Here is a 22,084-nt window from a genome sequence, read left to right on the forward strand (position 1 = left end):
TGCCCGGCAAGTTGCTCGCTCTACCACTCATAACAGGGCTTGCTGGGCCTTTTTCTTCACTTTCATCAGAAATATAACCTACCTCTTTATCCCTTTTCTCCCACACCCATGCATTTCCCTGCTTGATTGGTCTGATGAGTTGTTAAATAATGATTTCATTACGGAAAGGCTCAATCGCTTTCATCCATATAGGGATATCAAGATGAAACTACACCACATCAATGGTTACATTCAGTCGATCTATCTCGTGGAGTATCGTCATGGTTTACTCCTTCTCGATGGCTGCTGCCGGGCGGATATCCCAATTCTGCTGGATTTCATATCTAAACAGCTCAATCGCCCAGCCAAAGCTCTAAAGCTCGTCGTAGTTACTCACATGCATCCCGATCATGCCGGAGCCGCACACCGCCTTCGAAAACTGACAGGCTGCGCAATTGCTGCCGCCAATGTGCCAGGCCATTGGTACCAAGGCATTGACGGCGCATTAATGCATTGGACGGACTTACTGCTGGCGGGTTGGGTAGCAAAGCGAATGAAAAAACCGCGTACGAACTTATGGTATGACGCCAAGTTAAAACCGGACTATCTATTGGATGACCAAGAAGCACTGCCCGGCTTCCCCGAATGGCAGGCATTGGCAACCCAAGGCCATACCGACAGGGATTTATCTTTATATCACAAGGATTCAGGCAAGATTTATGTTGCTGATTTGATAGTGAAAGTAAAAGGGCGCTATATCCCGCCATTCCCTGTGTTCTACCCTAAGCGTTACCGCAGCTCGGTCGAGAAAGTTATCCATCTATCACCTTCAAGTGTGCTACTTGCTCACGGTGGCGAAATCAGCCCTCAAGCAGAGGATTACCAACACCTGCTCGACAAGGCTCCAACAACACCGGTCACCCATTGGCGCTCGGTAAAAACGAAATTCAAACGAGCGATTTCTGCAACGTGAGTTGCCTGTTTTGAAGTCCACTTTGAAGTAATATCTTTGCGTACGTTACGCGCATACGGAAAATACACCACAATGAGCCAGCCTCTTGCAGAAACAGCCACAAATACTGTCGCAGATTTAGCATCAAACGCCCGGCCATGCTTAATGTCGGCGTGGTCTGAACACGCCCAACCTCTCAGCCAATGGCTAAAGGCAAAATCCCACGACGAAGCCCTGGCTGAAGACCTGCTTCAAGAAGTGTTTATCCGCGCCATGCTCAAAGATGCTGATTTCTGTGACATTACCAATCCCCGCGCTTGGCTTTATCGTGTCGCCAATAACCTACTTATTGACAACAGTAGAAAGAAACGTCTTGATCCACTTGAACAAGATATCGAACAAGAACCAAACTCAGAAGCTATCATCGACACGCTTACCCAATGCTTGAGCCGTGTATTAACAGAGCTTCCGGAGCAAGACAGCCACATTCTAAAGGCTTGCGACATAAAAGGTATGGCTCAGCAAGAGTATGCCAATCAACATGATCTAACCCTACCAGCAGTTAAATCTCGCCTGTTACGCGCCCGAGGCAAGTTGAAGAAGCAGTTGATGACTTCATGCAAAGTGAAGCTAGATGCTAATCAACAGGTTTGTTGTTTTACACCACGCGAAGAGAATCAAACAGAAAAGCTATGACCCGTTGAAGCCTCATTGAACTTCACCTGAGTCATAGCTTACATCTAACATCTAATCCATTGATTGCATTTAAGGTGCTAGTTAACTCCCTTTTGGTTCTCAACAGCATTAATGAAGGTTTCCCTGGCGTTCGGTACGCCCCTTTTTTCCGCTTCATTTAGCAAGGTAATGGCCTTATCCATATCACCTTGCTCTACGCTATTTTGAATAGAATCCAAATAGTCTATGTTGCCGCTATCTCTAGCTGGTTGATATTCGGTCGCAGAATAAGCGGAGCCTTGATGACCTTGACCTGACGCCAGTGCCGTTAAATGTAGCTGGCCATACCTACTATGTAATGCCGTAAGATCAGGGATACTGGGTGGCTGGTTTCCTTTTCCAATCGCGAACGCTTTGGCAGGATGCAACACCGTAGTACTCCCTTCAAGATCTTCAGCCGTGGTATAGATTAAGACATTGACCCGCTCAGTACCGAACTTCGGCACGATCGTAAACTTGGCCTGAACTTGATCACCCTGTAAAAGCCTTGCTGGTATATATTTGAATTCCCCCGATTCAATGTGATAAAGCACTTCCCCTTCGGAATCTGTAACCAATACATTTGGGTTATAAAGGGTTAATTTGCTATCCACATAACTGGTCAGCACCATTTCGATCGGCGTACTCGTTACCGGAATAACAAAACTGGCAACCGGGCCTGTGCTTTCGTCACTGACCAATACCTGACTTGTTTCGTTAAATTCAAAATTGATATCTAACGGCATAGCCAGCTCCTGCCAATTTAACTCTGCTGTTGTAACAACTCTATTATTGGCAGGGCTCTTGGCCTGAGTAGTGACTTCGGGTGCTGACGAGCAGCCCGAAGTCATAACAATGCACAGGGATAAAATTATGGTGATTGACTTAAGCATTGCCTATCCCTCTGTACTTCTTACCACCAGGCTTCAACCTGGACACCTAGGTTGTATTCCGAGTCATCCGCATCGCCAATCGAGTTATCTTCATAATCTTCTATGTAACTGGCATACACTCGAAGTTCAGGGCGGGCCCAGAAGCTACTACCGGCTGACCATGCTTGGGCGATGGTAAATTTACTCGCAGAGCTATCGACATTATTGTTATCTTCGGTAAACCAGCCCGCCTCGAACACGGTTCGGTTGTATTCATTCCACTTGTACATCGGACGTGCAACGACGCTAAAAATATCGTGATCATCCCTATTGTCAAAAGTCGAACGAGCATAGACAAGCTGATAACCAATTTCCCATGTATCTGACGGGGCCATCACCCCCCAGTTGATAATTCGATAACCATCACTGCCATCGCTACCATTGGGCTCGCCATCAGGATCAACAGTGACTTGGGGAGAGTTACCTGCACCCAATCCGGCCATTTGTGCACCATAGCTGTTTGTCGCATATTGAAGTATGACTTTGTTCAACCCACCGACAATATCAGCCATGGTAAGTTCGGCAGTCAGCATGAGGGGATCATCGCTGATACCCATTCCCTTCTGGTCATCGGTCTCATTGATAAAGCCATAATTAAAACCAAGTTCGAGATTAGCCTCATCCCATAGCCCAATCTCAGCATAACGGATATCCAAATTATTCACATTAACGTCACCGTCATCTTGGCGAAGAGCGGCTAATGAAAGTTTGCCGGGGCCAGCAGAGATGTTCTCAACCCCCGCACCTGAGCCCGAGGTATCCCAATAGTAAAAATCAGTAATGTGAATGTCATGACGTTGATAGTAACGTTTACCAGCCCAGATAACAGCCGCTGGATCGCGTGCAATCAACCCTTCCGTCTGAACGTTGAACTGGCGAATAGCAAATTGTGCATCATTGTCACAGGAGACAAGGCCATCTGCATCAGGATCCAACTCACAAGAGGTATTTGTCCCCTCAAAGTCGTTACTGCCATCGGAGAGCCAAGCGGCCATGGAATCGACATAAAAGGATTTACCGTTTTGGTTGTAAACCTCTTTGCCCAACTGGACTTCAGCATAGAGGTCATCCTCGTTACCGAGACGGCCAATTTTATTGGACTCGTAACGCACCTGCTGGCCATTATCACCACTGATACCAATACCTGCACGCATGTAGCCGTGAAAATCCACTTCTGCCAAAACTGATGTAGAAACCATCATGGTCGAAATGACACCAGTCAATTTCAGCGTATGCTTTTTCATTTTTAGCGCTCCTATAATGGACCTTTTTGCTTTTTAATTTGTTATATGTTCTTCCTTTAACGAGCAAGCTTTGCTGTGCTCGAGCCTCTAACCAATGCTGACAGCGATTAATTTATCGTTTGTATTTTCTTGTTTTTTATTAAGACAAAAAAATACTTCATATAATTTTTACATGATAAAGAATATCACTATTTTCATATCGTCAATGTATAAATATTAAGACAGGCTATTATTTCTGAGAAATACAATTAAATTGAAGTATTCTTAAATTTGAGAAATCAAAAAGCGCTATATCCACTAAAGCCTAATATCAAAAAACACACAATAATTTATAACAGATGATAAGAAGAAAATAGAATTTGTTAAGGTTGATAACTTTAATTAAAAACAAAATAAAAACCATTATTTATAGCTACCATCCACTTTAAAATAAATAATCATAATGAGCTAAAAATTAAATATGCATCTCTTTAGAAATGCATTCCTTGCTACCACTTAACCTCGTGACCAAAACCACACTTTTGAAAGCTGACTATCATTTAGTTTTGCAGTTTTATCATCAGATTAAGTTGGCTGCCAAAATGAGTCTATAATTTCTCAGGCATAGCAATACAACAATAAAAAGAAATGATCACGAAAATTGTTCTGCAGAGGTTTGTCTGCAGAACAAGCAATCACCACCGAGAAGGATACAAAAGATGAAAAAAGCCCTCACCTCTGCAGCTTTTTGTACCCTTGCCGCAATTGGCTCAGTTAATGCTTTCGCAGCAATCGAAGAAGGCCAGCTCACGATTTGGATCAATGGTGACAAAGGCTACAATGGTTTAGCGGAAGTCGGTAAGAAATTTGAGGAAGATACAGGTGTGAAAGTCACCGTTGCTTTCCCAGATGGCCTGTCTGAGAAGTTCCCTCAAGTCGCTGCGGCTGGTGATGGTCCAGATATCGTATTCTGGGCACACGACCGTTTCGGTAGTTATGCCAAATCAGGTTTGCTGATTGAAGTAAAACCTTCCAAGGAACTAAAAGATAAGATTATCGACTTTACCTGGGATGCTGTTCGGTATGACGGTAAATATATTGGCTACCCCATTGCAGTTGAAGCGCTCTCTTTAATCTACAACAAAGATTTAGTTCCTACCCCACCTAAGAACTGGGAAGACATTGAAGCTCTTGATAAAAAGCTTCAAGAAAAGGGAAAAAAAGCGATCATGTGGAATTTGAAAGAGCCCTATTTTTCATGGCCTGTCATTTCTGCTGATGGCGGTTACGCGTTCAAGAGCACGGATAAAGGCTATGACGTCAAAGATGTTGGTGTTAATAATTCCGGCGCCGAAAGCGGAATGAACTTTATTAAATCACTGGTTGATAAAAAAGTTATTTCGCCAGATATGGATTACAACATCGCTGAGGCTGAGTTCAACAAAGGTAACGTAGCGATGACAATCAATGGCCCTTGGTCATGGGGCAATATTGATAAATCAGGTATTAACTACGGCGTCGCCCTATTACCCGAGCTAAATGGCAGCCCTTCACAGCCATTTGTCGGCATATTGACTGCAGGCATAAGCTCCGTTTCCCCCAACCAAGATCTTGCCGTTGAGTTCATAGAGAACTACCTACTCACTGACGAGGGCTTGGGTATGGTAAATGATGACAAACCACTCGGCGCGGTCGCACTTAAATCATTCCAGAAACAAATAGAAGAAGATGTCCGCATTGCCGCCACAATGGAGAATGCACAAAACGGTGAGATTATGCCTAATGTGCCGCAAATGACTGCATTTTGGTATGCCCTAGGCAATGCCATTCAAAATGTTGTTGATGGTCGCCAAGATGTTGATGAGGCATTGGATGAAGCAGCCGGACACATGCTTAAATAGCTGCTTAAAGTGAAGGTCCCCCTATTTTAATAACAAGGTGACTAGGGTTTGAATTCACAACAAGAAAGCTCCAAATTCAATTTTCGCTGGTGGTTTAAATGGTCACTACTTGGAGCGATCGGCATTATAAACGGTTATGCGACCGTATTGATGTATGCTAAGGGCGAAATCCCTTTTGCACTTCTTACGGTTGTCCTAACCGCACTATGCCTCTACATTTTTGGAAGCAAAAAGACATACGCCCACCGCTATATCTTCCCGGGTGTTGTCGGGATGTTAGTGTTCATCATTTTTCCTTTGGTTTATACCATCGGGCTTTCATTTACTAACTACAGTGCTTCGAATCAACTAACGCTAGACAGGGCTCAAGCCATTCTCTTGCAGCGCAGTTTCCAGTCAGGCAAGAGCTACCTATTTGATCTCTACAAGGTGGATGCTGGTCACCAACTAATCATCAAAGCTGACAACACCCTCCTTGCTTCGGAAGTATTCGACATTTCCAATCCACCAACAGACGATTTCATGGAGCTGCACCCCATTGATGCAGCGCCGGGTGAAAAAGAAATCATTCGTACCATTGTCCAAAATCGCTCAAACCTGAACAAGGTTGAGTTAATCATGCCAAATGGTGAACACATCCGCATGAGCGGTTTGAGGAGGTTTGCAGCTGAGACCTCTCTCTTCACCGTCGAGGAAGATGGCCTGAGCTTGCTCAATAATCAAAATCAGCAACGATATAAACCCAACTTGGAAACGGGCTTCTATCAACCTGTTGATAATGATGGCAACTTTGCAGGAAACCCCATATCACCAGGCTTTGTTGTTGGAGTAGGTAGCGCAAACTTCGAACGTGTAATGACCGATGACGGTATCAAGGAGCCTTTCATTGGGATTTTCATCTGGACTGTTGTTTTTGCTTTTTTGTCTGTTGCCCTGACATTGGCTTTAGGGATGATCTTGGCTTGTATTGTTCAATGGGAGCCTTTAAAAGGCAGCGGTATTTACCGGGTATTATTAATTCTGCCGTACGCAGTCCCTTCTTTTATTTCTATCATTATCTTCAAGGGTCTGTTTAACCAAAGCTTTGGGGAAATCAATATGATGCTCGATGCCATGTTCGGTATCAAACCATCTTGGTTCTCTGATCCTACCTTAGCCCGGTTTATGGTCGTGCTGGTTAATACCTGGCTTGGCTTCCCTTATATGATGATCCTGTGCATGGGGCTCTTGAAGTCGATTCCCGAAGACTTGTACGAAGCATCCGCCATTGACGGTGCTGGCCCAATACATAATTTTTTCATGATCACACTGCCATTGTTGATCAAGCCATTAACGCCTTTGTTGATTGCAAGTTTTGCTTTCAACTTCAACAACTTTGTAATGATTCAACTCCTGACTGCAGGTGGACCAAACATGGTTGGTACCTCAGAGCCAGCAGGCTATACCGATTTGCTAGTCAGTTATACCTACCGTATCGCCTTTGAAGGTGGAGGGGGACAGGACTTCGGGTTAGCCGGTGCAATTGCAACCCTGATCTTCCTGATGGTCGGTGGTATGTCGCTACTTAACTTGAGGCTTAGTAAGTCAACACTTGAGCAGGATTGACAATTCGCCTATTCACGCTGATACCGATTTATCACATTCTCAATCGTCATGATGCCAAACATGATTTTTCTAACAAATGACTCAGAACTACCGACAAAATAAAAATTGTGATGCCTAGCCCAGATATTTTGTAAGGCTATGTCCAGTTTTGCCGCCTGTTCTGATGATTCACTCCGTACCGGGTTGTTACTGCTAATGTCATGGCCTGTAGCGCCCGCAGACTCAAAAAAGATCACCGCATCATAACGGGATATTTCCTCTTCAAACGTTGAGTTCACCTGTTTGAAAAAGTCTTTTTCGCTGCCAGGCCAATAGGCTAAACCGTCCAGTGAGCCACGATCACACACCAGTAGCCGGTCTGGGTAATGTGCCTTATTGATATCCTCTAGGTTTTTTTGCAGTTGGAAGATGGTTTTCTGAATCATCTTGAGTACTTGCTCATCCTCAGAACGTGTGATTCCACCAGAAAAGAGAACGGTTGCCGCCTCAGGGACAACAGCAATTTTGTTTCCTAACTCCCTACGAAATAAGTCCAACGCAGTAGTTTTGCCACCACCTGGCCCACCTGTTACAACCACCTTCAGCTGTTTTTTCATATTAGCGCTTCCAAACAAACCCTGTTATCAGCCTAGCCAACAACAGGTCTTGCTGCTTCTTAGAAAACACTCTTCTAAGAAAGCATTCCCCTTAGTTATCCTCCCGAATAACTGAAACCCACATCTGCATACGAAATCCACGTAAAGTACGCCGCAAAGTGCAATAACATTTAGAGTCATTGAAAAAGCCGTTTTTGGGGACATACCCCGCCCCTTCTACTCGCTTAGGGGGCTTTTTCAATATTTCTAAAAAAATGCGAATCCTTTTCGACCCTGCTTCGTCTTTATCAGTAGTTAGTCATTTTGCTAAGGACGAAGTATGTTCCAAGTTTTCACCGAAATCGCCTCATGGGCAGTGTATTCGGTATTGGGTTTATCGCCTGATACCCAACTCGCCGGAGCCCTACACTTTTTCATTGACGACACCCTCAAGATTTTTACCCTGCTACTGGTAATGATTTACGCCATTGCATTAATAAGGGCTTCTCTCAACGTCGAGCGGGTAAGGGATTACCTAGCCGGTAAACACCGAGCACTTGGGTATTCATTAGGTTCACTTTTTGGTGCCATTACCCCATTTTGCTCATGCTCAAGTATTCCTGTTTTCCTGGGTTTTACCTCGGCGGGGATCCCTTTGGGGATCACCATGGCTTTTCTCATTACGTCACCACTGATTAATGAAGTCGCGGTGTTGCTGCTAGTAAGCCTTCTTGGCTGGAAGTTTACCCTTGTCTATATTGCGCTGGGTATGTCAGTTGGGATATTGGGCGGGATTTTCCTCGATGCCATCAAGGCCGAGCGCTGGTTACAACCCTTTGCTGCCAATGCCCTGAAACAAGGGCAGATAACACAGCAAAAGGGAACACAAAGCGAGGTAGATACAGCAGCGACTGAAGTCCACTCACCCCGCTTATCTTTGGCTGAAAGGCACAGTTTCGCCAAAGAGGAAGTGACCACCATCTTTGGCCGGGTCTGGAAGTGGGTATTCATCGGGGTCGGGCTCGGTGCCGCCCTGCACGGTTACGTCCCTGAAGGCTTGATTGAGTCATACCTTGGTGCTGGCCAATGGTGGTCGGTTCCAGCCGCTGTTGTGCTAGGTATTCCACTTTATTCGAATGCGACTGGAGTTATCCCTGTGATGGAAAGCCTTATTACCAATGGGTTACCCATAGGGACTACCTTGGCCTTTTGCATGAGTACAGTTGCGGCAAGCTTCCCTGAATTCATTTTGCTAAAGCAAGTTATGCAGTGGCGCCTACTTGCCACGCTGTTTGTTGTTTTATTGGTGGCATTCACCCTGATTGGCTGGGTGTTCAATGCCACTTTCCCCATTTTGTAATCTCTATCACTATGACATCAAATAAGGAACCAAACATGAAAAATGTAAAAGTACTCGGATCTGGTTGTAAGAACTGCAAAGTTACTGCTGAATTGATTAATGATGTATTTCAGCACCAAGGCGTCGAGTTTGAACTAGAGAAAGTGCAAGACATGGCCCAAATAATGGCATACGGTGTAATGTCGACACCTGCAGTCGTTATCGACGAAGTGGTTGTACACAAGGGGAGCGTACCTAAAAAAGAGAATGTTGAAAGCTGGTTGACGAACTAAATCAACTCATCGTTACAAGAAGCTAGGACAGGGAGATGCTTTAACTGCGTCTCCCGGTTTCACTCAAATCTAGGATACCGATCGAAAATAGAGATATTTACAACCAATAACCCCAGAAGCTTGTTCTACGCTTATGGCTACCAGTTATGACACGGAACAAGCCATGAATCTAAGGACTATCACCTTCAAAGCACTAGTACCTTTTGTGCTATTGCCGTTAGCGCTATCCAGCTTTTCACTCTCGGCGGCAACATCGAAGGATCTAGTGAAAACAACCACCAGCTGGAATGGTGAGCCACTCCCCTCTATTCAACTCCATCAACCAGAAATCACCATTAAAGAGATTACCGTTGAGCCGGGAGAAAAGCTGCCGTGGCACCAGCACCCCGTTATCAATACAGGGATCTTACTCAGCGGGCAGTTGACCGTTCACACCCAAAATAAGAAAGTCACCATCAACGCCGGTGAAGTGTTGGTCGAAGTGATGAACACCTCCCATTACGGTGAGAATACCGGCGATGAGCCGGCCAAAGTCATCGTGTTTTATATTGGCGAGAAAGACAGTAAGGTCACCGTACTAGATAACTAGCCTTCTCCTGACTGTCCTTGACGTGATGTGTGACTGACCTGATTAAGACTAAGGATTGCATCAATACCGTCGCTATGCGATGATCACGAAAACGTTTGCTTGCACTATTTTGTGATTTATTACTACACTGATTGTAATAAGCAAACGGCTTCGTATAACCCCATTGATATGGTATGGGGGTCTCTACCAGAATCCGTAAAATTCTGATTACGAAGAGTTAAGCGCATGTGTGCTTTTCTCTTTGTATGTCAGTATCCGACACGACAGAAAAGCACCTTAATACTCCACAATCCATACGCCTACCACAGTAAGGCTTGTTAAGAATTATAATAAGGGCTTGATATGAAAGACTTTATCCAAGGACTACCTAAAGTAGAACTGCACTTGCACATCGAAGGCACGCTTGAACCTGAATTAATGTTTGAGCTTGCACAACGCAACAAGGTGGCCATCCCATTTTCATCTCCCCAAGCAGTTCGCGATGCCTACCAATTCCATAACCTGCAATCTTTTTTAGATATTTACTACCAAGGCGCCAATGTGCTCATTACAGAGCAGGACTTTTTTGATCTTACCTGGGCCTACCTATTACGTTGCCGCGAAGACAACGTCGTACACACTGAAATCTTCTTTGATCCGCAAACCCATACCGAACGTGGAATTGCCTTCGAAACAGTGATCAACGGTATTACCCGGGCTCTCGACCAAGCCCAATCTCAGCTAGATATTTCAAGCCAATTGATCATGTGCTTCCTGCGTCATCTTGATGAAGAAGCAGCGTTCGAGACACTCAAACAAGCAATGCCGTTTAAAGATAAGATCATCGCTGTAGGCTTGGATTCCTCTGAACTAGGTCATCCACCAGAAAAATTTGCCAGAGTCTTCCAGTCTGCCAGAGAGGCTGGCTTCCTAACAGTTGCCCATGCTGGCGAAGAAGGCCCGGCCCAAAACATACTCGATGCCATTTATATGCTTGGTATCAGTCGTATTGACCATGGGGTACGCTGTGTTGAAAACCCTGAGTTGGTCAAACAACTTGCTGAAAGCCAGATGCCTTTGACCGTCTGCCCGCTTTCCAATATTAAACTTAAAGTATTCGACAATATGGAACAGCACAATATTGTTGATCTGCTTGAAACTGGCCTGTGTGTCACGATCAACTCTGACGACCCGGCTTACTTTGGTGGGTACATGACCGACAACTTTGCGGCGGTAGTTGATGCACACCCAATCAGCCATCAGCAGATAGCCCAGTTCAGTCTCAATGCCATCGAAGCTAGTTTTATCGAAAACACCCAGAGAGTGACACTGTCACAGAAGGTAAGAGAATACCTGGCTAATTTTAATGCCTGAAATCTGTTACTGCTCTATGGTGCGATTAGCAATGTATCGCAAAAGAAACAGTATCCCTAAAAAAACAGCCCGGCATTAGCCGGGCTGCTTTCTTAAGGGACCATAACCAGAGTTAGTCTGATTTCTTGGCGTGGAACATTGGCTGTCCCGATTTATCCCCTTCTGACCAAAAGTTAATATTGAACTGAGCGTCATCACTCATCTCAATGCGATGCCAATATTGTGGTGGACTTGTTGCGAATTGCCCGGCATTGATAACCACCTTCAGCTCTGGCTCTGTTGCTTCACTGTTGGCGAAACCATAATAGGTAACTGTCCCTTCCATAACACACAGCTGACCAAATACACCTGCCGCAGTATTATGGTGACTAAGTAAAGCAGGTGGAACATTATCTTTGGTAAAGAAAGGCGTAGAACGCTGAACTGTCCAGTGCGCGGGAATTCTTTGATGGCTCATGCTTTGATGGATCATAGAAACCTCTACTTAATTTTCAACTAACTGTATTAACTGTTTAATTCTTTCAACAACGGGAATGCATTAGGTAAATGCTGCTGGGTAACCACATAACCGGTTAACTGCCCATTTTCATCCAATGTTTTTACAGTACTACCGGATGCATTAGCTTCTATCTGCCAACTCAAGGCATCACTGTCATTCCGGCCGACATTCTGCCCTGCAAGCTGAATAGGAAACGCTGGCGTTTTAACTTTTACCATCATGTTTGGCAGCACTAGCACGGTTGATTGGCCTAGCAGAGTTTTGGCTAATGCATTGGCACTCAGCAAAGCCGGTTGCAGGTAGGCCAATACATTGCCATTTATCTCGGCGCAGTCACCAAGGGCATAGACATCACTATTGGAGGTTTGCAGATACTCATCAACCACGATGCCTCGGTTAACCTTAAGCCCAGCATTTGCGGCTAGTTGAGTGTTGGGCTTGAGGCCCGCTGCTGAGATCACCGCATCAACCTCAAGCACTTTGCCCGATGCCAGCTCAACATTTATCGATGAAACCGGTGCAGATACTGATGATATGCTTTCAACCTTGTCAGATAAGCAAATTGATGTACCTTGAGAAGCCATCACCCTTTCAAGCTTTATGGCGACCAACTCCGGCAGCTGATTGGCCATCAAGGCTTGGCACGGGTCGATAACAGCAACGCTCTTGCCACTAGTGGCAAAATCCATCGCCAACTCAGTTCCGATAAGACCGCCACCGATGACTGCAATGCGATTTGCTTGCTGCAAGGTATTTTCTGCATCCTCGTATTCCGATAGGCTATTTAGCGTTAATACTCGATCTGCCGCATCACCACTTATAGGCGGAACAAAAGCCTTAGCACCTGTTGCCAGCACTAATTTTCCATATTGGTAACGCTTTCCATCCACTTCGAGGTACTTCTGTGTGGTATTAATAGCTTCAACATGACAATTGGCATATAACTCGATTTGGTGTTCTTGAGCAAAGTCTTGTCCATTCATACGGATCAAATCACGAGCCGTTTGCTTTTTCGACAATACGTGGCTTAAATCAGGTTTGTTGTAGTCATGGCCGTCGTCAGCGGTAAACACCTGGATTGCTATTGCCTTATCTTGGCGACGAATCGCTTTAACCAGTTGGTAGGCGGCAAAGCCGCTACCAATTATCACTAGGGGTTGCACCATGGTTTACGCCCCTTTAACCGGTTCGAATACGTCTTTACCCAAGCCGCATTCTGGACATAGGAAGCTCTCAGGGATATCTGACCAACAAGTGCCAACTTCAATCCCTTGATTCACCTCACCTACCGCAGGGTCGTAGATCCAGTTACAGACTGTACACAGCATCTTCTGGCTATCTGGTATTGCTTGCTCTACTGGTGTAGACATAGGTGCTTGCTGAGGTTCAAATTCTGTTACTGCAGCTGACGCGGCATCGTAAAACTCAACAGTTTCTTCTTTAGGCTCGGCAGCCAACGGTTGAACCGGCGGCAAGTTTTTCAATGCCCATTGCTTAGCAATCATGCGGCCATGTTCACGACATTCACGCATCGCTTTGCCATCAGGTTTCCATTTCGCTTTCAGCCCAACACTTGTCTCGAATCCTGCATCTGTTAGACGAGAGTGAATACGGTCTACCGCGCCACCATTCCAGCCATAGCTACCAAAGGCACCGGCTTTTTTATTCTTGAAACGAAGCCCTGTGATTTCCTCAAGCATGCCGGCAACTTTTGGCATCATTACGTTGTTCATGGTAGAAGATCCGACCAAGATCCCTTTAGAACGGAACACATTGGCAAGAATTTCGTTCTTATCCTGACGCGAAACATTAAACACTTTCACGGCAACGCCAGGATCAACATCGTGGATCCCCTGGGCGATCGCATCCGCCATCATTCGCGTGTTATTGGACATGGTGTCATAGAAGATCGTAATGCGATCTTCCTGATAGTTATCAGCCCATTCTAGGTATTGATGAACGATCTGGGTCGGATTATCACGCCATACAATACCGTGCGAAGTGGCAATCATGTCTACCGGCACATTGAAGCTTAGAACCTCATGAATTTTGGCTGTCACCAAGCCGCTAAACGGGGTAAGGATGTTGGAGTAGTAACGCAGACACTGCTCCATCAATTCATTCTGATCAACTTCATCGTTAAACAGGCGCTCATCGCAGTAGTGCTGACCAAATGCATCGTTACTAAACAGCACAGCATCACCCGTTAGATAAGTCATCATGCTATCCGGCCAGTGAAGCATTGGTGCTTCAATAAAGATAAGCTGCTTGCCGTTACCGATATCTAGCGTGTCACCGGTTTTAACGACATGGAAATTCCATTCTGGATGGTGGTGGTGACCGACAATGGAATCTACCGCATTTTCTGTACAGTAGATTGGCGTGTTAGGAATACGAGCCATTAATGCAGTTAGCGCACCAGAGTGATCTTCCTCTGCGTGATTGATAACGATATAGTCGATCTGCTCCAGATCGATTTCCATCTCAAGGTTTTGAATAAACTGCTGGCTAAAGCGGTGGTCTACAGTATCAATAAGAACCGTTTTTTCTTCACGGATAAGGTAGCTGTTGTAACTCGTCCCCTTGGTCATTTTATATTCTGTTCCGTGGAAGTCTTGCACTTCCCAGTCACGTTGGCCTACCCAGTGAATGTTGTTTTTAACGTGAATTGTCATCTTGATACCTTATCTATTGCTATATCTATTGCGATGGGTGCGACATGCCACCCGAAATCTGATTAAGGTATAGCATCGACCGTGCCAACTTTTTAAATTGCTGATTTATATGGATTTAATAATATCCCCCCACAATATAGATGTCATTTTGACAACTTAAAATTACTGTCAAAAAAACAATTAAATGTCATAATGACAATGTCTCAATTAAAAAAGCGCTACTAATATGAAGAACACGCCCAAGGAATTAACCCAGCTTGCATTGGATCTCACCCAAGGCATTTCCAGCCAAGACAGGTTTGATCGATTACTCTCTGTAATTAAATCTCTTTTTGGTTGTGACTCATCGGCCCTACTCGCATTCCGAGACCAACACTTTTCCCCGCTGGCGATTAACGGACTTTATGAAGAAGTGCTTGGACGTCAATTTCATATTGATGAACACCCACGCTTAGAAGCCATCGCCAGAGCCGGTGATATTGTCCGCTTTCCTCATGACAGTGATCTGCCCGATCCATATGACGGGCTAATTCCCAGCCATCAAGGGAACCTCCATGTTCATGCGTGTATTGGCCTCCCACTTCTCGCTAACGAGTCACTCATTGGTGCATTGACCATAGATGGTTTTGACCCTCACCAGTTTGACCAATTTAGTGATGATGAGCTCAGGGTGATCAGTGCTCTCGCTGCAGCAAGTTTGCATACTGCACTCCTGATGGAAAGGCTGGAAAGCCAAGTGGTGAACATGCCAACATCTCAAGGCACAACCAACTTCCAAGCTGGTAAACTACCTCAGGTTGGCAAAGTGGAAATGATCGGTAAGTCAAAGGCCATGGAGGAGCTCAGAAATCACATCCAAGCCGTGGCTGCGACCGAACTAACAGTATTAGTCACAGGGGAAACTGGCGTGGGTAAAGAGCTTATCGCCGCATCCATCCACCAAGCTTCCCACCGAAGTCAACAGCCGCTGGTTTACCTCAACTGTGCTGCACTGCCAGAGTCAGTCGCCGAAAGCGAGTTATTCGGTCATGTGAAAGGGGCGTTTACCGGCGCTATCAGCGATCGAAAAGGAAAATTTGAAATGGCAGATGGCGGTACCCTATTTCTTGATGAGGTAGGTGAACTGCCCCTCGCTTTGCAAGCGAAGCTTTTGCGAGTCTTACAATATGGCGATCTGCAACGCGTTGGTGACGATAGCGTATTGAAAGTGAATACCCGAATTGTGGCAGCCACAAACCGCTTGCTACATGAGGAAGTGAAAGAAGGTAAATTCAGGGCCGATCTCTACCACCGCTTGAGTGTGTTTCCCATTATGGCTCCACCACTAAGAGAGCGTGAGAACGATATACTGCTTTTAGCAGGTTTTTTCATGGAGCGTTGTAAAGGCAAGCTTGGCATTCAATCCATGCGCTTGAGTCATGAGGCAGTTACACAGCTCGGAGCCTATTCATGGCCGGGCAATGTCCGGGAGCTTGAGCATGCCATCAACCGGGCATCTGTGGTGGCAAGGGCAGAATCAAACAACTTGGACTTCATTGAACTCCAACCCCAGCATTTTGATTTCCACATCGAATCTCATGGGGAGACTGCATTAGCTTCCACCAGCACTGAGACTCATAGCTCAACCGAACAGCATGGAAAAAGCCCAATATTAGTGGATACCAATATTGGGCTTAAAGATGCCACCAACCGCTTTCAGTACCTGTTTATCGATGACTGCTATCAACGTAACAACCAGAACTGGGCGGCAACAGCCAGAGAGCTTGAACTAGACGCTGGAAACCTCCACCGTCTAGCCAGGCGCCTCGGTCTAAAGTAACACCATTAGACGATGAAGGTGGATACCTTATCATTCAAGCTTGCCGCTTGCTGGCTTAGGCTCTCAGCTTGCTGGCGGGCTTGATGGGCATCTTCAGTTAGCTGATCACTCACATCCTTAATCGTGGTGGTGTTTTGAGTGATTTCATCAGTCACATGGGTTTGCTCTTCGGCGGCGGTCGCTATCTGAGTGGCCATATCGCTGATCATCGCAACCGAAGCATTGATTTGCTCCAGTGCCACATTGGCTTCGTCTGCATCCTCAACGGTACACTGGGCTAACTTGGAGCTGGTCTCCATCAGATCTACCGCTTTGGTAGTGATTTGCTGCAAGGTTGCGATCATGCTCTGGATCTCCTCTGTCGAAGTATGAGTGCGCTGTGAAAGGACGCGTACTTCATCGGCAACCACCGCAAAACCTCTGCCCTGCTCACCTGCACGCGCAGCCTCGATCGCTGCATTCAATGCCAACAGGTTCGTCTGCTCAGCAATACCTTGAATCGTCGACAAGATACTATTGATACCCTGAGCATGCTCATTTAGCTGGCTAATCACTGTAGATGCTTCATTCACCTCATTGGCCAAGTTCGAAATCGAATGGCGGCTTTGGATAACCAGTTCTCGGCCACTGTTGGTATGAGAGGTGGAATCCTGTGCAGCTCGTGCGGTTTGCTCAGCATGTGAGGCGATTTCCTGCGTAGCAGACGCCATTTCAGTGACTGCCGTTGCTACCATGGTGATTTCATCTTGCTGACGCTGGAGCTCCATCGCTTGCTTATCAGCACGAGACTCACTTTGTGATGCACTTTCGCCTAACTCTTCACCCTGATGGCGCACATGACGGATCAATGTTTGAAGGCTTGCCACGAACTGATTGAAATTTCGTGCCAAATCACCCACTTCATCTTGAGTATCAATATTAATTCGCTGGGTTAGATCACCGCCCCCCTGTGCAATCACACCCAAAGCCGAAGACACCTGCTGCAGCGGCTTAAACAAGTACATGCACAGTAAGTTAAACAAGAATGCACAGACAACAACGACCAGAATTGTCAAAAACATCTGCTCATACAAAGTACTGTATAGTGGGTCCAATACCGATTTGGCATCAATCACAATCACCGTTTGCAATGGCTTGCCTGCAATTGGCGCGACATACAGGTAACTATCTGTGCCATTGATATCGACACGCTCGACATGGCGGCCTTTAGCCAAACGAGCCAGCAGGCGGTCGGTTAAATCACTGTCTTTATAATTGGTTGGCTGGTTCAACAGTGAAGTATCAGCGTGCGCAAAAATATTACCTTGGTCATTGGCTATAAACATGTAGCCTGAACCCGGCAGTACCACGTTATCCAACTGACTGATAATATTCTTGATCTCTACATCCGCGCCAAGCACCGCTTGGTTGCCCTGCACATTCACGGCTTTACCCATAGATACCACGCTAGCACCCGTTGCTGCCGCAACTGTCGGGTTTTCAACGGTCACTTTACCGTTTTGTCCAATTGCATGCTGGTACCAGTGCCATTGACGGGGATCGTTATTGCCTTCAGGTAGCAACACTTGATTGGCATTCACCTGGGAACCATCCGTAAAAGCCAAGAAGACATTATCAAAGCCTGCTGAATTCTTTACCTGACGAAGATGGGCTGGAATATCTTGAGTATCGATATCTTGTGGAAAAGCCGATAGCGCCATGGCTTTCGAGTCCAACCAATCAACAACGTATTCATTGTAAGCTACAGCAACTCCGCGAAGCCTGGCATTTAGATCTTCATCCAACCGATTGAGAGACGAAACGAAAGAAAGAACAGTGACCAATGCACCACCGAGGATAATAGCGATACTGGCCGAGACAGCCAGCTTTTGCCGTAGAGATAAACTAAACATCAGTTTCCTTTTATTATTCGCATTATTGCTCTATTTAATTCACGGCTCGAATTATTACATTTTTATCTCAGTATGAATATCACTTACTAGCATTTTTCAGTCTAATACGCTTATAGAAGAACACTTTAATTACGAGCTTGGGTATATATTTATCAAGTGAATAACTATACGCCTCACAATAAAAAGGCCCCTTTCGGGGCCCTTAAAAGTTAATGAGTTCTTTATCAATCTCTGGCATAACCATTGTTATAATGACGTACATCAGGGACGATATTGTGCTTATTCAGCAAGCGATACATGGTAGCTCGTGAAACGCCGAGATCTTTTGCCGCTGAGGCAACTTGTCCACGATGGGTTTCAAGCACCGCAACCAAAACATCTTTTTCGGCTTCGTCTTTAATATTACGCAAACTCTGTTTCAAGTTCGATTTACTCGGTAAATCAAAATGCTCAGCCTTCACTTCGTTACCTTCGGCAAGTAAGGCTGCACGCTTAACTTGGTTAATCAACTCGCGCACATTACCAGGCCAGCTATAGCGTAACAGTAATTGCTTTGAGTCTTCAGAGAATGACGATGCCATTGTGCTGTATTCACGGGCAAACTTGGTCAAGAAGGTTTCCGCTAGCAAAAAGATGTCAGAACCACGCTCACGCAATGTTGGCACTTTGATATGGAACACATTCAAGCGATAGAATAATTCTTTACTGAATGTGCCGCTTGCTACTGCTGCATCCAAATCAGCACTGGTGGAGGCGATGATACGCACATCTCCAGAAGCTTCCCCTTCCAAACTGTCACTGCTAGGTGATTGAAGGTAGGTCAACAGCTCTTCTTGCATCTCTTTGCAAAGCTCATCAACGTTATCCAACATCAAGGTACCGTTGAATGGTGTACCATCTTCCTGGCGGTAACTACCATCAAGCAAAGCCATATTTTCATCTTCACGGTTTATAGACGCGCAGTTAACTGCAATGAACGGCGTATTCTTACGTTTTGATAGATTATGGATGGATTTTGCAATCAGCTCTTTGCCTGTGCCATTTTCCCCGGTGAGGAAAACATTCACTTCAGTCATGGCTACCCGACGTACCATGTCTCTGAGCTGCTTGATTGATTTAGATTCACCGTACAAGCCCATGTCATGCTGTGAGGTAATCTCAACCCATGAGCTGGATTCGATTTCTAGCATACCAAGCTGATGACCAATGGTGCTCAGAAGGTGGCTGCTTGGAATTGGAACGGTAAAGTAGTCAACGCAGAAGTTATTGATAAATTGACAGATTGCATCAGTTTTAAGCTGTTCCTTCTTAATAATTGCAATCCACTTCACTTGTTTGGTTTTATTTGCCCTCAATGAAATGCTGTTTAAGCTAAAATCATTATTGCTTAAATCAACAACACAGATACACGGACTGTATTCTTCCAAAATTGAATCAACCGTACGTAAATCATAACAACAGTGGGTTTTCCATCCAGATTGTTCTAAAAGCGCAATCCAAGGTTCGTAGTTACATCCCAGTGCTACTAAACGACCATCTATTGATTTATTTTGACTTTGAGTCACCATCGAAGTCACCTTCTATCAACTTATATTTATTGTGTTTGTATTGAAAATATAGGTGACATTTTTGTGTTGTGAGGCGTTTCAAATCTAAGAAAATTAAGTATGTGAATTGCAACAGTAGGAACAGAGCAATAACTTACCATCTTATCAATAGGTTACAGGTATAAAAATGTTAAGAAAAAAATTGAACTTTTTCTTAAAGACAACAGGATTACAGGAAATAAAAAAAAGCATTGTTAAAAAAACAATGCTTTTGATGACAAAAAAGTACCAAACCGCAAAAAATGTATTGCAACAGGGTTAATAGCCGTTATGTAAAATGGCATGCTCCAACCTATTGTTGAACAAGTTCTGCCTGTTAAAACCTTCTATATCTGCATCTATATCCAGCACGGTTTCAACTTTAATTGAAGTATTATCAGCTGAATTTTGCACCACAGTACCTATAGCATCCTGCGATGACCCTATGTTGGCAATATTATTTTCACCGACACTAATAACCTTTAATGGGTCATCATAGTCATAGGTCCGCATTCCATCATTGCTGGTCAAAATACCATTACTGATAGTAAAGTCGGCAATATGTGTGTTTAAAACAGTTTCACCATTAACTTCTGTTGTCACAGACAGACCAATATTAATTATATTGTCGTTAATAGATACAAAACCGCCCCTGAGTGTGGACATTTCATCATCAGAAAGGGTTGTCAATCCCAAGTCATCGATACTAAGAAAACCAATAGATGCATGCGTAATAAGAGCAGAAGCTCCTATAGTCGATGCGACAATTAACCGTGTTAACCTTTTCATACTAGCCTCTAATAATCATTACTACCAGGCAGAGTAATACTAAACGTTGATAGTGAGTCTCTTACAACAGCCTCTGACACGGGTGATGGATTATATATATTATAATTATCTGCTGTGATAAAACTTCCTCGCCCTTGTTCGACTCGGTTTTTTACCAGCAATACCGTTCCTTTATAGACTTGCTTGAAGTCTTTAATGGGAATCAATAATGTTCCTCTAGAAGGGTCACCAAGAATGACATTTTCCTGGTTCATTCCTTTGATGACGACAAAATGCATATAGCCATCAAAGTTCACTATGGTTATGGCAGGAATTCGTAGATCATGGAATTTTTCTAGAGGAATATTGTAGCCATTTGCATCGAGACCAACAGAATTCATGTAGTTTTTCATATCTAACATCGAAAAACCTTGCTTCTCTATCTGCTCTTTGTCCCCATGCTTAAACATAAATTCAAAAATGGTATTCTCTTGGGATTCAATATCGTAATGATAAGTCAGCAATGAGGCTACAGCTGCAGAACCACAACTGAAATCGTATTGCTGCCTGAATACATCACCAAATAACTGCTCTTGGTAGCTTTTAACTTGAACATTATATCCCCCTCGACTCGGAAAATAGTCTAGGGCGTGTATGCTTGATGATGCTAATACGCTGATAAGCATGATAATTGATTTCTTCATACGCTAACGCCTATCAAACAATGCATTTACGATATCTACTCCAGGGCAAAGCAAGAAAGGGCCTTTCGGCCCTTAAATCTTAGTATGAGCCGCCGCCACCAGGAAGGCTTGCTCCACCTGAGCCAACAAGCGCTGCATTTGTACTTGTAGTTTGTTGTACCATTGAGTTGTTACCCACGTTCTGACCAGCAATATTGATACCAGAAGCCGCTTGGTAACCACTATGCATTGTATTCGCGTGGTCTACATAGACATCACCTGCTTTACCCTGACAGCAAGCACCACCATAAGTCACTGTGTTACCCATAACTGCGCCGTCAACCAAAGATTCAGCTAACAGTTCATCCCACTCATGATGACCCTTTGAAACTTCAGACCAGTCATTTTGAGAGTTGTCTTCTAGGTCAACATCATAAGTGTTACCTACGTTGTACATCAGTAGTTTGTCGTTATCTTCGTTACCGACATAATCTTCGGTATACGTTTTATTTACTGTTGCATCAGCATTCAAAGTCTTAGTTTCGTTGAAGCTCCCTTCAATGGTTACATCATCAAAATCGCTATAACCACCGTAATCATAATCGTTTGCCATTGCGAAAGGGGTTGCGACTAGCGCTGCTAACAGCATAATTTTAGTTTTACGCATGATTTTACTCCAAATTTGTATTTGTAATAGTTTTACAAGT

At 44.7% G+C, this 22,084-nt stretch carries 20 protein-coding genes and 1 riboswitch; of the genes, 9 read left to right on the top strand and 11 right to left on the bottom strand.

Features of this window, described 5'->3' with window-relative positions:
- The first annotated feature begins 202 nt into the window (after positions 1-202).
- Entirely contained in the window at positions 203-952 is a 750-nt protein-coding gene (locus ACXAD4_RS19600) for an MBL fold metallo-hydrolase (RefSeq protein ID WP_475243561.1), read from the top strand.
- A gap of 72 nt (positions 953-1,024) precedes the next feature.
- Complete coding sequence (locus ACXAD4_RS19605) at positions 1,025-1,627, top strand: sigma-70 family RNA polymerase sigma factor (RefSeq protein WP_475243562.1); 603 nt, start codon at positions 1,025-1,027, stop codon at positions 1,625-1,627.
- A 77-nt stretch (positions 1,628-1,704) separates the two neighbouring features.
- On the opposite strand, the gene ACXAD4_RS19610 is transcribed toward ACXAD4_RS19605, so the two are convergent.
- Positions 1,705-2,538, bottom strand: coding sequence for a MalM family protein (locus tag ACXAD4_RS19610; RefSeq protein WP_475243563.1), 834 nt, complete (start codon positions 2,536-2,538; stop codon positions 1,705-1,707).
- 20 nt (positions 2,539-2,558) lie between these two features.
- Positions 2,559-3,821, bottom strand: a complete 1,263-nt coding sequence (locus tag ACXAD4_RS19615; protein WP_475243565.1) for a maltoporin — start codon at positions 3,819-3,821, stop codon at positions 2,559-2,561.
- 698 nt (positions 3,822-4,519) lie between these two features.
- Here ACXAD4_RS19615 and malE point away from each other — a divergent pair.
- Both malE and malF read left to right on the top strand, forming a co-directional pair.
- Entirely contained in the window at positions 4,520-5,701 is a 1,182-nt protein-coding gene (malE, locus tag ACXAD4_RS19620; protein ID WP_475243566.1) for a maltose/maltodextrin ABC transporter substrate-binding protein MalE, read from the top strand.
- Positions 5,702-5,749: 48 nt separating this feature from the next.
- Positions 5,750-7,306: a maltose ABC transporter permease MalF gene (gene malF, locus ACXAD4_RS19625; protein ID WP_475243567.1), complete on the top strand. Its 1,557-nt coding sequence runs from the start codon at positions 5,750-5,752 to the stop codon at positions 7,304-7,306.
- An 8-nt stretch (positions 7,307-7,314) separates the two neighbouring features.
- Here malF and ACXAD4_RS19630 read toward each other — a convergent pair whose 3' ends face one another.
- Complete coding sequence (locus tag ACXAD4_RS19630; protein ID WP_475243568.1) at positions 7,315-7,902, bottom strand: AAA family ATPase; 588 nt, start codon at positions 7,900-7,902, stop codon at positions 7,315-7,317.
- 319 nt (positions 7,903-8,221) lie between these two features.
- Here ACXAD4_RS19630 and ACXAD4_RS19635 point away from each other — a divergent pair, with 319 nt between their 5' ends.
- From ACXAD4_RS19635 to ACXAD4_RS19650, 4 genes are all read left to right on the top strand, one after another.
- Entirely contained in the window at positions 8,222-9,241 is a 1,020-nt protein-coding gene (locus ACXAD4_RS19635; RefSeq protein ID WP_475243569.1) for a permease, read from the top strand.
- Between the two features lie 35 nt (positions 9,242-9,276).
- Positions 9,277-9,513, top strand: coding sequence for a thioredoxin family protein (locus tag ACXAD4_RS19640; protein WP_475243571.1), 237 nt, complete (start codon positions 9,277-9,279; stop codon positions 9,511-9,513).
- Positions 9,514-9,676: 163 nt separating this feature from the next.
- Positions 9,677-10,102: a cupin domain-containing protein gene (locus ACXAD4_RS19645; protein WP_475243573.1), complete on the top strand. Its 426-nt coding sequence runs from the start codon at positions 9,677-9,679 to the stop codon at positions 10,100-10,102.
- A 130-nt stretch (positions 10,103-10,232) separates the two neighbouring features.
- Positions 10,233-10,332, top strand: a riboswitch (purine riboswitch).
- 112 nt (positions 10,333-10,444) lie between these two features.
- A complete protein-coding gene (locus tag ACXAD4_RS19650; RefSeq protein WP_475243574.1) occupies positions 10,445-11,455 on the top strand; it encodes an adenosine deaminase in 1,011 nt (336 codons plus the stop codon).
- A gap of 112 nt (positions 11,456-11,567) precedes the next feature.
- Here ACXAD4_RS19650 and ACXAD4_RS19655 read toward each other — a convergent pair whose 3' ends face one another.
- From ACXAD4_RS19655 to norV, 3 genes are read right to left on the bottom strand one after another with little or no spacing between them, the layout of a single operon-like run.
- On the bottom strand, positions 11,568-11,912 hold the full coding sequence (locus ACXAD4_RS19655; protein ID WP_475245594.1) for a TehB family protein: 345 nt from the start codon (positions 11,910-11,912) through the stop codon (positions 11,568-11,570).
- A gap of 47 nt (positions 11,913-11,959) precedes the next feature.
- Positions 11,960-13,120 (bottom strand): NADH:flavorubredoxin reductase NorW, encoded by a 1,161-nt coding sequence (gene norW / locus ACXAD4_RS19660; protein WP_475243575.1) that lies wholly within the window; start codon positions 13,118-13,120, stop codon positions 11,960-11,962.
- 3 nt (positions 13,121-13,123) lie between these two features.
- On the bottom strand, positions 13,124-14,629 hold the full coding sequence (gene norV, locus ACXAD4_RS19665; protein WP_475243576.1) for an anaerobic nitric oxide reductase flavorubredoxin: 1,506 nt from the start codon (positions 14,627-14,629) through the stop codon (positions 13,124-13,126).
- Between the two features lie 226 nt (positions 14,630-14,855).
- Here norV and norR point away from each other — a divergent pair, with 226 nt between their 5' ends.
- Entirely contained in the window at positions 14,856-16,448 is a 1,593-nt protein-coding gene (norR, locus tag ACXAD4_RS19670; protein WP_475243577.1) for a nitric oxide reductase transcriptional regulator NorR, read from the top strand.
- A gap of 5 nt (positions 16,449-16,453) precedes the next feature.
- On the opposite strand, the gene ACXAD4_RS19675 is transcribed toward norR, so the two are convergent.
- The 5 genes from ACXAD4_RS19675 to ACXAD4_RS19695 form a co-directional block, all read right to left on the bottom strand.
- Positions 16,454-18,340, bottom strand: a complete 1,887-nt coding sequence (locus ACXAD4_RS19675; protein ID WP_475243578.1) for a methyl-accepting chemotaxis protein — start codon at positions 18,338-18,340, stop codon at positions 16,454-16,456.
- A 224-nt stretch (positions 18,341-18,564) separates the two neighbouring features.
- Complete coding sequence (locus tag ACXAD4_RS19680) at positions 18,565-19,908, bottom strand: VpsR-related response regulator (RefSeq protein WP_475243580.1); 1,344 nt, start codon at positions 19,906-19,908, stop codon at positions 18,565-18,567.
- A gap of 297 nt (positions 19,909-20,205) precedes the next feature.
- Positions 20,206-20,715, bottom strand: a complete 510-nt coding sequence (locus tag ACXAD4_RS19685; RefSeq protein WP_475243582.1) for a hypothetical protein — start codon at positions 20,713-20,715, stop codon at positions 20,206-20,208.
- 8 nt (positions 20,716-20,723) lie between these two features.
- The gene (locus ACXAD4_RS19690; RefSeq protein WP_475243584.1) at positions 20,724-21,398 is read right to left on the bottom strand and encodes a C39 family peptidase; all 675 of its coding nucleotides are present in this window, start codon (positions 21,396-21,398) and stop codon (positions 20,724-20,726) included.
- A 79-nt stretch (positions 21,399-21,477) separates the two neighbouring features.
- Positions 21,478-22,044 (bottom strand): hypothetical protein, encoded by a 567-nt coding sequence (locus tag ACXAD4_RS19695; RefSeq protein WP_475243585.1) that lies wholly within the window; start codon positions 22,042-22,044, stop codon positions 21,478-21,480.
- Positions 22,045-22,084 lie beyond the last annotated feature (40 nt).

This window comes from Photobacterium sp. AWH4_225, from assembly GCF_056158405.1.